General features: G+C 65.5%; 13 protein-coding genes. 2 read left to right on the top strand and 11 right to left on the bottom strand.

Features of this window, described 5'->3' with window-relative positions; genetic code table 11:
* Nucleotides 1–7: 7 nt before the first annotated feature.
* Genes ACHMW6_RS08860 through gspG form a run of 7 tightly spaced genes read right to left on the bottom strand, consistent with a single transcriptional unit; the run spans nt 8 to nt 5766 of the window.
* A complete protein-coding gene (locus ACHMW6_RS08860) occupies nt 8–598 on the bottom strand; it encodes a hypothetical protein (RefSeq protein ID WP_395406766.1) in 591 nt (196 codons plus the stop codon).
* Nucleotides 595–1134, bottom strand: coding sequence for a hypothetical protein (locus ACHMW6_RS08855; protein ID WP_395406765.1), 540 nt, complete (start codon nt 1132–1134; stop codon nt 595–597). Before ACHMW6_RS08855 ends, ACHMW6_RS08860 begins: the two co-directional genes overlap by 4 nt.
* Entirely contained in the window at nt 1131–1670 is a 540-nt protein-coding gene (locus ACHMW6_RS08850) for a PilN domain-containing protein (RefSeq protein ID WP_395406764.1), read from the bottom strand. The genes ACHMW6_RS08855 and ACHMW6_RS08850 overlap by 4 nt, the downstream gene beginning before the upstream one ends.
* A complete protein-coding gene (locus ACHMW6_RS08845) occupies nt 1667–2470 on the bottom strand; it encodes a hypothetical protein (protein WP_395406763.1) in 804 nt (267 codons plus the stop codon). Before ACHMW6_RS08845 ends, ACHMW6_RS08850 begins: the two co-directional genes overlap by 4 nt.
* Complete coding sequence (locus ACHMW6_RS08840; protein ID WP_395406762.1) at nt 2463–4148, bottom strand: GspE/PulE family protein; 1686 nt, start codon at nt 4146–4148, stop codon at nt 2463–2465. The genes ACHMW6_RS08845 and ACHMW6_RS08840 overlap by 8 nt, the downstream gene beginning before the upstream one ends.
* The gene (locus ACHMW6_RS08835; RefSeq protein WP_395406761.1) at nt 4145–5329 is read right to left on the bottom strand and encodes a type II secretion system F family protein; all 1185 of its coding nucleotides are present in this window, start codon (nt 5327–5329) and stop codon (nt 4145–4147) included. Before ACHMW6_RS08835 ends, ACHMW6_RS08840 begins: the two co-directional genes overlap by 4 nt.
* A 14-nt stretch (nt 5330–5343) precedes the next feature.
* The gene (gene gspG / locus ACHMW6_RS08830) at nt 5344–5766 is read right to left on the bottom strand and encodes a type II secretion system major pseudopilin GspG (RefSeq protein ID WP_395406760.1); all 423 of its coding nucleotides are present in this window, start codon (nt 5764–5766) and stop codon (nt 5344–5346) included.
* A gap of 362 nt (nt 5767–6128) precedes the next feature.
* On the opposite strand from gspG, the gene ACHMW6_RS08825 reads away from it, so the two are divergent.
* Nucleotides 6129–6899 (top strand): NF038120 family PEP-CTERM protein, encoded by a 771-nt coding sequence (locus ACHMW6_RS08825; RefSeq protein WP_395406759.1) that lies wholly within the window; start codon nt 6129–6131, stop codon nt 6897–6899.
* 24 nt (nt 6900–6923) lie between these two features.
* Entirely contained in the window at nt 6924–10103 is a 3180-nt protein-coding gene (locus tag ACHMW6_RS08820; protein ID WP_395406758.1) for a S8 family serine peptidase, read from the top strand.
* A gap of 48 nt (nt 10104–10151) precedes the next feature.
* Here the strand turns inward: ACHMW6_RS08820 and ACHMW6_RS08815 are convergent, their stop codons facing one another.
* The 4 genes from ACHMW6_RS08815 to ACHMW6_RS08800 form a co-directional block, all read right to left on the bottom strand.
* Nucleotides 10152–10505: a hypothetical protein gene (locus ACHMW6_RS08815; RefSeq protein ID WP_395406757.1), complete on the bottom strand. Its 354-nt coding sequence runs from the start codon at nt 10503–10505 to the stop codon at nt 10152–10154.
* Nucleotides 10506–10557: 52 nt separating this feature from the next.
* Nucleotides 10558–11244 carry a LuxR C-terminal-related transcriptional regulator gene (locus ACHMW6_RS08810; RefSeq protein ID WP_395406756.1) on the bottom strand — a complete coding sequence of 229 codons (687 nt, stop codon included), beginning with the start codon at nt 11242–11244 and terminating at the stop codon, nt 10558–10560.
* Nucleotides 11232–11939 carry a winged helix-turn-helix domain-containing protein gene (locus ACHMW6_RS08805; RefSeq protein WP_395406755.1) on the bottom strand — a complete coding sequence of 236 codons (708 nt, stop codon included), beginning with the start codon at nt 11937–11939 and terminating at the stop codon, nt 11232–11234. Before ACHMW6_RS08805 ends, ACHMW6_RS08810 begins: the two co-directional genes overlap by 13 nt.
* 164 nt (nt 11940–12103) lie before the next feature.
* A complete protein-coding gene (locus ACHMW6_RS08800) occupies nt 12104–12718 on the bottom strand; it encodes an NF038129 family PEP-CTERM protein (RefSeq protein ID WP_395406754.1) in 615 nt (204 codons plus the stop codon).
* Nucleotides 12719–12721 lie beyond the last annotated feature (3 nt).

Below are 12721 nucleotides of genomic sequence, written 5' to 3'. Positions count from 1 at the left end.
CTTGGCTTCACTCGATTACTCCAATATTTAGCTGCTGCACCTGGTTCATGGGCAGGTAGGTCATGGTCATGGTCGGCGGTGCGATCGTCTCGACGCGGTACAGCCCATCGATGACGGTGTGCTTGCGCACCACAAAGGTCTGGTCCGGGCCGCGCGAAAGGTAGACCTCATACTGCCCGTCCGCCACGGCCTTGCCGATCACCGTGAACGGCAGCGGCGGCGCGCTGGGCGGCGGCGGTGGCGGTGCCGCAACTGGCGGCGGCGGTGGTGGCGGCGGCGGGTTCCAGGTCTGGCCGCCGAAGACGCCGTCGGCGCTCTTGAAGGCGCCGTCGCCCGCCTCGCCGATCAGTTGGGCGCGCGGGATGAGGGCCAGGATGGCCGGAGCCGGCCCCGCAGCCGCGCCGGACGCCGCGACAGCGCGCACGGCTGGCTGCGGCGCGGCGGCGGACGTGGCGGGCCGCGCCGGGGCGACTGGGCGCGCGGTTGGCGCACGCTCGACCGATTCCACGACGCCGCCGGAGGGTGCCTTGTCGCCGAAGATCACCAGCGCGGCGGCGCCGGCCAACGCCGCGCCCATCAGCATATGGCGCGGCTTCATGGCTGCTCCTTCAGATAGAGCGTGAAGCGCAGGCGCGCTTCCACCACGGGATCGGTGATCGTCTCGCGGCGGAAATTCACCTCATCCAGTGCGGCGAAGGGCATGGCCGCCAACGCCTGCAGGTTGAATTGCCAGATGTTCGCGTAAGGCCCGCGCACCGGCAGCGTGATCTGATAAGTGCTCACGCGGCTGGCCTTGTCGTAGCCGAATTTGTACTCACCCTGGTCGAGCGAGAGATTGGTCTTGGCCGCAATCCCGAACAGGATCTTCACCTGCTGCTCGGCATAACGCTTCTCGCCCAGCGTCTGGTAGAAAGCGGCCAGATTTTCGTTGGCATTGGGCGGCGGGGGCGCTTCGACCAGCTGCGCAGGCGCGGCGGGCAGCGCAGCGGCGGCCGCCTGCTGTGCTTCGCGCGACACCAGCGCCCAGGCGATAGCAGCAGCGCCAGCCAGCAGCAGCGCCGCGGCCACACAGGCGGCGGGACCAGCGCGGCGCGCCAGCAGCTGCAGACGCAGCAGGGTTGCGTTGGCGTTCATCGCGCCCTCCACTGTGCTTCGACCTGGAAGCGGAGCGGCCGGTTCGGGTCGCCCGTATTGATTTCATGGCGGATGATGCCGGCGCCGCGGAAGAATTCCTGCTGCTTCAGCTGCTCCACATAGGCCACCATTTCATCGGCATTCTTCGCTTCGGCCGTGATCTTCAGCGTCTGCTTGCGCGCGTCCGGTTCCAGCGCGACCAGGGCAATAGTGGATGGCGTAGCGGCGGCCACCGCATCCTGCAGGCCGCGCCAGGGGATGTTCAGCTGCATGACGGCGGTGTTGACAGCCGTCGCCTGGGCTTCCGGAATCGCGGTTACGGGCAGGCGCACTGGCGCCTTCACGGCCGCCTTCTGGCGTGCGGCGTTCAACTGGCGCTCGCGCGCCTCGCGTTCCTGCGCCGTCTGCCACGCCAGCGTGCCGGCGGCAATGCACAGCAGCGCACCGGCCACGCCGGCCGCCAGCATCGCCGGATGCAGGCGGTACAGCGTGCGGCGCCAGCCCGGCGTGGCGAAATCGATATGCATGACCTTCATGCCGCACCTCCCGCACAGGCCAGCAGGCTGGCAGTGGACCAGCCTTCGCCCTGCCCTGCCCCCAGCTGCACCGTCGCGATATGGCCTTCGTGCGTGGACGGTTTGGCCAGCGCCGCCGGCAGCGGGCCGGCCAGCTGCACCAGTTGCGGTGGCTGCAGGTCGTGCAACAGGGCTTCGCGCTGCACCATCTGCGTCAGCCAGTAGTGGTCGGCGCCATGCGGCACGGGCAGCGCACGCACGAAGCGCAGCTGCCGTCCATCGACGGCGCCCAGCGTCAGCACGCCGCTGTGTATCACGCCCAGCCAGGCATTGGCCTTCAGCGTCCTGTGCCAACGGTTCCACACGCTGATGAAATGCGGCTGCATGGCGACAATGGCCAGGCTGCGCTCGGCGGCAATCTGCTCCAGCGTGGCCTTCAGCGCACGCGGCATGGCGGCGGCAAAGAAAGGCTGGTCGGCGTTCCAGTCGGCCGACACATCCCAGGCAGCGGGCGACTCGCCGAACAGCGCATGGAAGCGCAGCGCGGCAGCGGCTTCCAGGTCGGCCATGCGCGCGGCCTGCAGCGGCGGCGTGACTTGCCACAGGCGGGTCAATTCATCGGCCAGCACAAAGCTGACCGGCCAGCCGCCAAAGTCCTGTGCGGTCAACAGATCGCGCAGCGCGGCCGCCAGCGCTTCCGGTCCGGCCGCGAAACTGTGCTCGGCCAGCACTTCCGGCGCGGCCTTGCCCCAGCGCGCAATACGCAGCAGGCTGACGGCATTCGGCGCCACGCCGATGCAGAGGGCGTGTTTCTTAAGCATGCAGCGTCACCCTCTTGATTTCAGCTAATGTGGTGCCGCCGCGGCGCACCAGTTCCAGCGCGGCGTGGCGCAGGCTGCGCGTGCCCGCTTCATAGGCGGCCTGCTTGATCTGGCGGATCGGGCGCTTCTCGACGATCAGTTCACGGATTTCGTCGTTCAGCACCAGGATTTCGGCGATCGAACGGCGTCCCTTGAAGCCGGTGCCGCGGCAGTCGCCGCAACCCTTGCCTTCCTTGAAGTCGTAATCGTAGACATCGGCGCGCGTGAGGCTCACGCTCTCCAGCTCCTCATCGCTCGGCGTGTATTCCGCCGCGCAGTGCGGGCAGTTGATGCGCACCAGGCGCTGCGCCCAGATGCCGTTCAGCGCGGACACGAAAGCATAAGGATCGATGCCCATGTGCGTGAAGCGGCCGAACACGTCGAACACATTATTGGCGTGCACCGTAGTCAGCACCAGGTGGCCCGTCAGCGCGGACTGCACGGCGATTTCGGCCGTTTCGCGGTCGCGGATCTCGCCCACCATGATCTTGTCCGGATCGTGGCGCAGGATGGAGCGCAGGCCCTTGGCGAAAGTCAGGCCCTTTTTCTCGTTGACGGGAATCTGCAGGATGCCCGGCAGCTGATACTCGACCGGGTCTTCGATCGTGATGATTTTCTCGCGACCGTTGTGGATCTCGGTCAGCGCCGCATACAGCGTGGTGGTCTTGCCCGAACCCGTTGGGCCGGTCACCAGCAGCATGCCGTAGGCTTCCTGGGCCAGCGTGCGCAAGGTCGCCAGCGACGGCGCATCGAAGCCCAGCGCTTCCAGCGTCAGCGCGCCGTAGGACTCGATCATGGCACGCTTGTCCAGGATACGGATCACCGCATCCTCGCCGTGGATCGAGGGCATGATGGACACGCGCAGGTCGATCTCGCGGCTGTTCGATTCGACGCGGAAGCTGCCGTCCTGCGGCACGCGGCGTTCGGCAATGTCCAGTTCCGCGAGCACCTTCAGGCGCGAGATGATCTGCTCCGCCACTTCGACGCCGTTGACGGCCGTGGCGTGATCGAGCACGCCGTCCACGCGGTACTTGACCGCCAGGCCGGATGCCGTGCTTTCCAGGTGGATGTCCGACGCACCCGCTTTCAGGGCGTCATACAAGGTGGAATTCACCAAGCGCACCGCGGGGCTGGCCGCCTCCGATACCGAGGCAAAGGACAGCACGGCCGCCGTCTTGCCGTCGCGGCGGGAGTTGTCGGCGCCCGGCAGCAGCGTATCGACCGCGCGCGCCGATTCCTCCTGCTTCGATAGATAGGCCTGGATATCGGACTGCAGCGCCAGCCGGATCTGCAGCGGCGCCTGCGGCGTGCAGCGCGCCAGCGTCGTCAGCCAGGTCTGCTGGTCGATGTCAAAGGGATCGGCAATCACGCCGACAATCACGCCGTCGTGGGCGCGCAGCAGCACGCAATGGCGCGCCATCGCCTGCGACAAAGGCAGCAGGTCGAAGGCCGGCTCGAAGGCCAGCATTTCCACCGTTTCCAGCACGGCCAGGCCGAAGGGCTGGGCCAGCGCGCGCACGGCCACGCGCGGCTCGATGCCGGAAATGGCGTGCAATTCTTCCACCAGGCTGCGCTTGCTCTGCGCGCGCTGGCTCCGGGCACGGGACAGGGTCGCCGCGTCGATAGCCGGAATGGTCATGACATCTCTCCGGCGAGATCAAAGATAGGCATATACAGCAGCACCACAATGGCGCCCACCACCAGGCCGATACAGGCCATCAGCAGCGGTTCGAAAGTACGGGTGAAACGGTCGATCCAGCGGCTGATTTCACCGTCGTAGAAAGCGGCGGACTGAGTCAGCATCGGCCCCATATCGCCGGTGCGCTCGCCCACGCGCAGCATGCGCAGCGAAATCGGCGTGGTCAGGCCATTGGCGTTAAAGGCGGTCGACAGCGGCAGCCCCGATTCGATCATGGCGCGCGCGCCCTGCAAGCCCTGGCGCACATTGGCCGACACCATGCCCTGCACCGTGTCGATCGCGTGCAGGATCGTGATGCCGCCCTCGCTCAGCATGCCCAGGGTCAGGTAAAGGCGGGACAATTCATAGATGCGCACCCGCTCGCCGATGCCCGGCATGCGCGCCAGCAGGCGCGCCAGGCCGCCGCTGGCAATCAGGCGACGCACAGTCAATACCAGCCCGCCCAGCGCGGCAAAAATCCCGGCCAGCAGCGGCGCTGTATGCGCGGCGGCGAACTGGCCCCAGGTCAGCATCACTTGCGACATCCACGGCAGGTTGCGGCCCGCGCCCTGGTACACCTCGGCGAAGCGCGGCACCACATAGCCGATCAGGAACAGGGAAACGCCGCCGCCCACCAGCAGCAGGATACAGGGGTAGATGGCGGCGCTGACGATCTTCGCACGCACCGTATCGATGCGCTGCTGGTAATCGATGTAGCGGGCCAGGGAGCGCGGCAGATCGCTGGTGCCTTCGGCCGCCTTGACGATGCCGACATACAGCGGCGGGAACAATTGCGGCTGCTCGGCCAGCACGGTGGAAAATCGCTGGCCTTCGCGCAGGCCGCCCAGCAGGCGCTCCAGCACACTGCGGGTGGCGGGCGTCGCTTCCTTTTCCAGCAGGGCTTCCAGCGCTTCCACGATGCCCAGGCCCGCGCTCAGCAGCGCCAGCAATTCCTGGCTGAACAGCACCAGGTTCAGGGCCTTGCCTTTCGAAGCGCGCAGGCCGCCGCGCTTGGGGGTGATGGACGAGACGAACAGGCCGCGCGCCTCCACCTGGCGGCGTGCGTCAGCCTCGTCGCGGCCATCGACCACGGCGTGGCCGATCACCATTTCCGGCGACAGGGTGCGAACCTCGAACTGCATGGCTTGGGTAGAGCTTACTGGGCGCTGCTGATATCGGCGTTATCGCCTTCGCCGCCCGGCTGACCGTCTTTGCCCAGCGAGACGATTTCGTACTCGGACTTGGCGCCCGGCGATTTGTACTGATATGGACGGCCCCAAGGATCGGGCGGCACGCCTTTTTTCAGGTAAGGACCGTTCCACTTGGCGCCTGCCGTCGGCGGCGCGGCCAGCAGCGCGGCCAGGCCCTCTTCCGTGGTCGGATAGCGGCCCACGTCGAGCCGGTAAGTATCGAGGGATTTCTCGAACGCTTCAATCTGGGCCTTGGCCACGGTGACCTCGGATTTGCCCAGTTGCGAGAAGTATTTGGGGCCGACATAGGCGGCCAGGAGGCCGATGATGACGATTACCACTAACAGCTCAAGCAGCGTGAATCCTTTGCCATGCTTCCTTGCGACCATCAGTACAACCTCCCTTGAAATAACGGCACAGGCTACCACGCGGTTTGAGGTTTCGACAATATTTTCCCATGCGTGCGTGAGCATTTTTCAACGTCTTAACTTGCTCTTTTGACAGTTGTCAAAACTGTCGTAAATTTTTCACAATTTTGTAGACCTCAGCCAACATGAGTTTCCTTAGGGAGAACCGAATAAATTTTGAAAATTTGTTCATCTAACTAAATTAAAAACATTAAATTTTTGACCACCAAAATTAAACTTGTTGCTATATTCATTGCAACCTGAGCAACCCAGGTGCGAGCAGAAACGCCGCGGTGATCCCGTCGCCTTTCTTTCTAAAATGATAATTCCAAGGGCCCCGAGTCATGAAACTCCAACTCAAGAAGCTTGCTTGTGCCGTGCTTACCAGCACGGCGGCCATATTGGCCGCACCGGCCGCGCACGCCGATTTCATTTCGTTTGAAGCCGTCACAAATGTGGTGACGCCGACGCTCAGCGCTGGCGACACGATTTACACCGGCGGCCAGAGTTTCAAGGACAGCGGTTTCAAGATGACTGTGAATGACAGCGCCTTCTGGCAATCGCTTGGCGCGAGTGGCCAGGCCGGCGCAATTTTCGACGGCTCGAATCCCGCCAGCTGCAACCAGGTCTTTTCCTGCCCATCCGGCAATCTGAGCCACTACTTCGGTGGCGAGAATGACGGATCCCTCACCATCATGCGCGATGGCGGCGTGGGCTTCTTCAGTGTGAGCTCACTGAACTTCGCCTTCCTCGCACCACTGGGCGGACTGCCCGACGGTGTGTATGGCCAGCTGCGCCTGACCGGCCTGCTGACCGACGGCAGCACCGTGTCGGCCGCCAAAGACTTCGCCGGCCAGGACCAAGGCGGCAACTTCCCGTTCGCCAACTGGCTGCTGGACCCGGAATTCAGCCGCCTGAACCTGTCAAGCCTGACCATCGACGCCTGCATGTTCGATGGCGCCGGCAACTGCGTCAACGATGCCAGCGCGCCCGTCTTCCTCGCCCAGTTCGCCGTAGACGACCTGCAGGTGGAAGTGCCGCTGCCCGGCACCGCTCCGCTGATGCTGCTCGGCATGGCCGGCCTGGCCATGATCCGCCGCCGCCGCGCCCAATAACCGAACACAGTCGAGGAACCCGATATGAAACTACGTCCAGTCTCTCTCGCCGTGATGGCGCTGTTGTCCGGTCTCGCGCTGCAAGCCGGCGCCGATGAAGCCCGCCACACCTATATCGTGCGCCTGGCCGACGCGCCGGCCGCCACTTATACCGGCGGCGTCAGCGGCCTGCCGGCCACCCGCCCCGCTCCCGGTACTCGCCTCGATGTCAGCGCCGGCGATGTGCAGGCTTACCTGAGCTACCTGGAGCAGAAGCAGTCCAGCGTTGCCGCCACCGTGCCGGCCGCCCAGATCATCCACCAGTACAAGCTGGTGCTGAATGGCTTCGCCGCCCGCCTGACCGACGCTGAAGTGCGCGCCCTGAAGAAAAATGCCGCTGTGGCCGGCATCACTGCCGACGAGGCACGCTCGCTTGAAACCAACTACACCCCGACCTTCCTGGGCCTGGACCAGCCGGGCACCGGCCTGTGGGACAAGCTGGGCGGCAAGATCGCCGCCGGCGAAAACGTCGTCATCGGCGTGGTGGATAGCGGCATCTGGCCGGAAAACCCGGCCTATGCCGACCGCGTCGATGCCCAGGGCAACCCCACTTTCGACTCGTCCGGCACCCCGGCCTACCAGCCGCTGGCCGGCTGGAACGGCGGCTGCGATACCGGCGAGGGCTTCACCGCTCAGCATTGCAACAATAAGCTGATCGGCGCACGTGCCTTCCGCACCGGCTTCGAAGCCCAGAATCTGACCCAGCACTGGACCGAATTCACCTCGCCGCGCGATTCCATCGCCGGCGCCAAGGGCCATGGCGGCCACGGCACCCACACCTCGACGACCGCCGGAGGCAATAACGGTGTGGCCGCTAACCTGTCCGGCATCAATATCGGCCGCCTGTCCGGTATGGCGCCGCGCGCCCGCCTGGCCGCCTACAAGGTGTGCTGGACTTATGTGGACGAAACCAACCCGGACGGCACCGGCAGCCGCAACTCCTGCTTCACCTCGGACAGCGTGGCCGCCATCGACCAGGCCGTGGCCGACGGCGTGGACGTGATCAACTACTCGATCAGCGGGTCCCAGACTTCGGTGACCGATCCGGTTGAACTGGCCTTCTTCGACGCTGCCGCCGCCGGCGTGTTCGTCGCCGCCTCGGCCGGCAACAGCGGCCCATCGAATGCCGTGGCCCACGTGTCGCCATGGCTGACCACGGTAGCCGCCTCCACCCACAACCGCTTCAACGGCGCCAACCTGACCATCGGCGGCGCCACCTACCTCGGCGCGTCCTACAATGAAACGCCGCTGCCGGGCACGCCGACCATCCTGGCCCAGGATGCGGCCATGCAGCCATTCGCCAGCATGAGCACCTTCGACAAGCAGGCCGCCGCTCGCTGCTACAACGCGACCGACCGCGCCGCCAACAATGCCACTGACGCAGCCGCGCTGGACCCGGCCAAGGTTGCCGGCAAGGTGCTGCTGTGCGAGCGTGGCGTCAGCGCCCGCGTGGACAAGTCCAGGGCCGTCAAGGATGCCGGCGGCGTCGGCATGATCCTGATCGATGTCTCGGCCACGACGGCGCCGATTGCCGACCCGCACAGCGTGCCGGCGGTGCACCTGAACTTCAACGATGGCGCCATTGTCAAAGCCTTTATTGCCGCCAACACCGATACCCTGAGCGCCATAGGCAAATTCAGCCCCCAAGTAGGCACAACGCCGGCACCAAAGATGGCCGACTTCTCCTCGCGCGGCCCGAACCGCCACAACGCCAATCTGCTGAAACCTGACCTGACCGCGCCTGGCGTGGACATCCTGGCCGGCGTGACCGCGGACAAGACCCAGGCCCAGCGCGACGCCATCGCCAACAATATCGATGTGCCGGAGCCAAACTGGGCTTCGTATCAGGGGACGTCGATGTCCAGCCCGCACGTCGCGGGCCTCGCCGCCCTGCTGCGCCAGGCGCATCCGACTTGGTCGCCGGCCGCCATCAAGTCGGCACTGATGACCACCGCCTTCGATACCTTCAACGATGGCCAGCCAGGCATGGCCAACGGCAGGCTGCCATGGGCGCAGGGCGCGGGCCATGTGGCGCCGAACAAGGCTGTCGATCCGGGCCTCGTGTACGACCACGGCTGGGTCGACTGGGTCCGCTACATGTGCGGCATTCCGGGCACCTTGCAAGCGTCCACCTGCCAGAGCTTCGGTTCGATCCAGCCATACAACCTGAACATGCCGTCGCTGACTGCCTCCGCCGTGCTGGGCAAGATCACGCTGACCCGCACCGTAACCAACGTCAGCGACCAACCGGGCAACTACACCGCCCAGGCCACGCTGCCAGGGTATGACGTAGTTGTGTCGCCGAGCACGCTGAACCTGGCGAAAGGCGAGAAGGGCTCGTTCAACGTGACGCTGACCCGCACCACGGGGGCAATCAATGCCTGGGCCTACGGTAGCCTGATCTGGTCCGACACCAACGGCCACACTGTGCGCAGCCCGCTGACCGCCCGTGCGGCCAGCCTGGCCGTGCCGTCCCTGCTGACCAGCGAAGCTGCCAGCGGTAATGTGTCCTTCACGGTGGGCGCCGGTTACACCGGCATCCTGGGCATCAAGAAAGGCGGCCTGAAGGCAGCCAGCCGCAGCGCCAACACGGTCGGCATTGATAAGTCCAGCGATGGCGGCGTGGCAGCCTGCGTCGCCGGCGGCAGCGCAGGCGTAAAGGTGCACAGCATCACCGTGCCTTCGGACTCCCTGCTGCTGCGCGCCGCGCTGTACGACACCGACACGTCGGGCTACCAGGCCGGCGGCAAGGATGACCTGGATCTTATCGTGCTGAACCAGGCCGGCACGGTGGTGGGCAGCAGCGGCGGCTCCAGCTCCAACGAGGTGGTGACGGTATCCGTGCCAGCAGCAGGCACCTACAAGGCTTGCGTGGTCGGCTACGCACCAAAGGGCGGTACCTCGAACTACACGCTTTCTTCGTGGGTGTTGAAGAACGGCGAGATCGGCGGCAACTTCAAGGTGAATGCGCCACCGGGCGTGGTACAAAGCGGCACTGCAACCGCCGCTGCCAGCTGGTATGACTTGGCTGCGGCCAAACACCTGGCAGCCATGGTGTACACGGTCAACAATGCAAACACCGCCATCACCGTGCTGGAAGTGGACACCACCGATCCGGTGCCGGAACCAACCGCCCAGCGCAATGACGCGCCAGGCCGCTTCTGATCAGCCCCTGCAGCAAGCTCAACGCCGCGCCATGTGCGCGGCGTTTTTTTATTGGGCTTTCGCTCCGCCTGCCGTCTGGCAGCTGCCCGCGCGGCACACGGCGCCGGGATCGGTCACGATCATGCAATCGCCTGCCACGCCCATGCCCTTGAATTTCGCTTCGCGTTCCTTGCTGTAGCGCTCGGCGAGCTCGGTCACTTTGGCCGGCTGTTCACGGGCGTTGGAATAAGGCAGGAAGGTTTCCGGACCGCCGCAGGGCTTGGCGCCTACCGGCACGGTGCGGCACTGGGCATCGCTGGTGCAGCCGCGATCCAGCGCACGGAGCTGGCTGAGCAGGTCAGGCTGGGCATGGCTGCAGGCGGAAACGCCGCAGGCCAGCAAAAGAAGCAGGTATCGATTCATGGCGGGGCCTCATCGGGACATGCGCCATGATCCCGCCCTGCCCCGTCCGGGGTCAATCGAATTTACATGCCCCGTACAGCGCGACCGCATGCGCCCGGTTGTTCACGCCCAGCTGGCGGTACAGCCGCTGCAAATGGTTCTTCACGGTCAGGGAGCTGATGCCCAAGATCTGGCCAATCTCCTCATTGCTCTTGCCTTCGCGCACGCCGTCCAGGATCTGCGCCTGGCGCGGCGAGACAGACATCAGTGCATGATTGGCCTGCACCTCGCCCGCCGCGATGCGCTGCAGCGCCATGTGCAGGCAGGGCAGGAGCAGTTGCAGCAGCCAGCTGTGCCTCGCTTCGGCCGGCGCCGGCAGGCCGAGCAGCATGAAACAGCTGCCGCCGCTGGGCAACATACCGGTGCCGTGGATCAGTGCTGGCCCCAACGCCGGCGTCTCCAGCGCCAGCGGCACGGCGCCGCCCTGCCGCCACTGACGCAACAAGTCCAATGCGGGACCTTCCCGCGCGTCGCATAGCTGGCGGCGTTGCGACGCGTCCAATACGGCACTGTGCAGGCAATCGATGCGCTGCGGGTTGCCCTCGCCGTCGAGCCGCAGGCAGAGCAGCAAGCGATGCGGCAGCAGCGCCTGCAATGCGCCCTGGCTCCACAGATAGAACTGGTTTTGCTCGCGCAGCCCATGCGCTGTTTCCAGCGCATGCAGCAGATATTCCTGCTCGCGCGAATTCAGGATGACCACGCTGTCCCTTTGAAGCGGTAACCGCTGCCGCGCACGGTTTCAATGTGTGCATGGTGGCCGCTGGGCTGCAGGGCGCTGCGCAGGCGGCCGACGTGGGCGTCGACGGTGCGCTCGTCGAGGTAGACGGCGTTGCCCCAGACCTGGTCCAGCAGCTGGGCGCGGGTATGCACGCGGCCCGGATGGTGCATGAGGAAATTGAGCAGGCGGAATTCGATGCGGCCCATGCTGATCTGGCGGCTGCCGGCGCTGACGCGCAAGGTGGCCGGATCGAGGCGCAGGTCCGCTACTTCGAGCGCGTCCGCAGCATCGGCAAGCGCGGCGGAACGGCGGCGGCGCAGCAAGGCGTGCAGGCGGGCCAGGGTTTCGCGCGGGCTGAAGGGCTTGCTGATGTAATCGTCCGCCCCGCTCTCCAGAGCCAGTACTTTGTCCTGCTCGGCGTTGCGGGCGGACAGCATGATGATGGGAAGATCGCGGCTGCGCCGCGTGGCGCGCAGCTGGCGGATCAGCGACAGGCCGGACTGGCCCGGCAAGTCCCACTCCAGCACCAGCACATCGGGCAGCATCGCATCCAGCTGCGGCAACGCGGACTCGGCATCGCCCACGGCGCGCGCCGCATAACCGGCATGGCCAAGGTTCAGCGTCAGCAATTGCCGGGCCGAAAGGTCGCTATCGATGATAAGAATGTCCGCCGCCATTCGAAAACTATGCCCGATGGCGGCAAGGCAAAGCCAATACGATTTTATTTAAGGATTAATATTTTCATTGAATAAATGAAAATCCCGGGGTCAGATCTGGCAATCCGCCATCAATGGCGGATTGCCAGATCTGACCCCGGGATTGGGGGTGTGGCGTTATTGCATCAGGACTGGAGGCGGCGGATGAGGCCGAGCATGCCGAGGCCGAGGGCGGCGAGCATCAGTGCGGATGGCTCGGGCACGGCAGTGGCTTGCGCCGAGCTGTCGACGAAGCCCGGTGTCACGGCCGGAGCGCCGGCCGGCGACACCGACCAGTCCAGCGCCAGCAGCAGCGGATCGGCCAGGTTGCCGGCCGCGTTGCCGTTGGCGTCGTAGGCTTGCACCGAGAAGCGCGAGCTGACGGCGTCGATGGCGTCGCCGGCGAAGGTCAGATTGAAGCTGAACACGCCGCCGAAGGTGGCTTCGTACAGCAGCGCGTTGAGCGGCGTGGTGTTGGCGAACTGGAAGCCGTTCGCCAGCGCGGTGACGTCGCCTTCCGGCGAGCCGAACTTGCTCGGGTCGAAGCCGCTCAGGTCCGTCATGGTGGCGGTGGCCAGCGGCTGGCCGACGGTGGCGGGATTGAACTGGAAGTCCAGGAAGCCCACGGCACCGTTGCCGAAGCTGCTGGTGTTGATGTTCACGCTCAGCATCACATCGGCCAGGGCCGCGTTCGCGCTCAGGGCCAGGCCCAGTGCCAGTACCGTGCGGCCCAGCAGTCGTTTGAAAGTCGTAGCGATCATTTG

The sequence above is a fragment of the Pseudoduganella sp. UC29_106 genome, assembly GCF_044055365.1.
Taxonomy (GTDB): Bacteria; Pseudomonadota; Gammaproteobacteria; order Burkholderiales; family Burkholderiaceae_D; genus Rugamonas.
Note: the sequence above shows the minus strand (reverse complement) of the source record. Positions and strands in the feature narration are given on the sequence as shown.

Excerpts from the sequence above, each read along its gene's own strand:
- ACHMW6_RS08860 (WP_395406766.1), bottom strand. The coding sequence starts at position 598 with ATGAAGCCGCGCCATATGCTGATGGGCGCGGCGTTGGCCGGCGCCGCC.
- ACHMW6_RS08855 (WP_395406765.1), bottom strand. The coding sequence starts at position 1,134 with ATGAACGCCAACGCAACCCTGCTGCGTCTGCAGCTGCTGGCGCGCCGC.
- ACHMW6_RS08850 (WP_395406764.1), bottom strand. The coding sequence starts at position 1,670 with ATGAAGGTCATGCATATCGATTTCGCCACGCCGGGCTGGCGCCGCACG.
- ACHMW6_RS08845 (WP_395406763.1), bottom strand. The coding sequence starts at position 2,470 with ATGCTTAAGAAACACGCCCTCTGCATCGGCGTGGCGCCGAATGCCGTC.
- ACHMW6_RS08840 (WP_395406762.1), bottom strand. The coding sequence starts at position 4,148 with ATGACCATTCCGGCTATCGACGCGGCGACCCTGTCCCGTGCCCGGAGC.
- ACHMW6_RS08835 (WP_395406761.1), bottom strand. The coding sequence starts at position 5,329 with ATGCAGTTCGAGGTTCGCACCCTGTCGCCGGAAATGGTGATCGGCCAC.
- gspG (WP_395406760.1), bottom strand. The coding sequence starts at position 5,766 with ATGGTCGCAAGGAAGCATGGCAAAGGATTCACGCTGCTTGAGCTGTTA.
- ACHMW6_RS08825 (WP_395406759.1), top strand. The coding sequence starts at position 6,129 with ATGAAACTCCAACTCAAGAAGCTTGCTTGTGCCGTGCTTACCAGCACG.
- ACHMW6_RS08820 (WP_395406758.1), top strand. The coding sequence starts at position 6,924 with ATGAAACTACGTCCAGTCTCTCTCGCCGTGATGGCGCTGTTGTCCGGT.
- ACHMW6_RS08815 (WP_395406757.1), bottom strand. The coding sequence starts at position 10,505 with ATGAATCGATACCTGCTTCTTTTGCTGGCCTGCGGCGTTTCCGCCTGC.
- ACHMW6_RS08805 (WP_395406755.1), bottom strand. The coding sequence starts at position 11,939 with ATGGCGGCGGACATTCTTATCATCGATAGCGACCTTTCGGCCCGGCAA.
- ACHMW6_RS08800 (WP_395406754.1), bottom strand. The coding sequence starts at position 12,718 with ATGATCGCTACGACTTTCAAACGACTGCTGGGCCGCACGGTACTGGCA.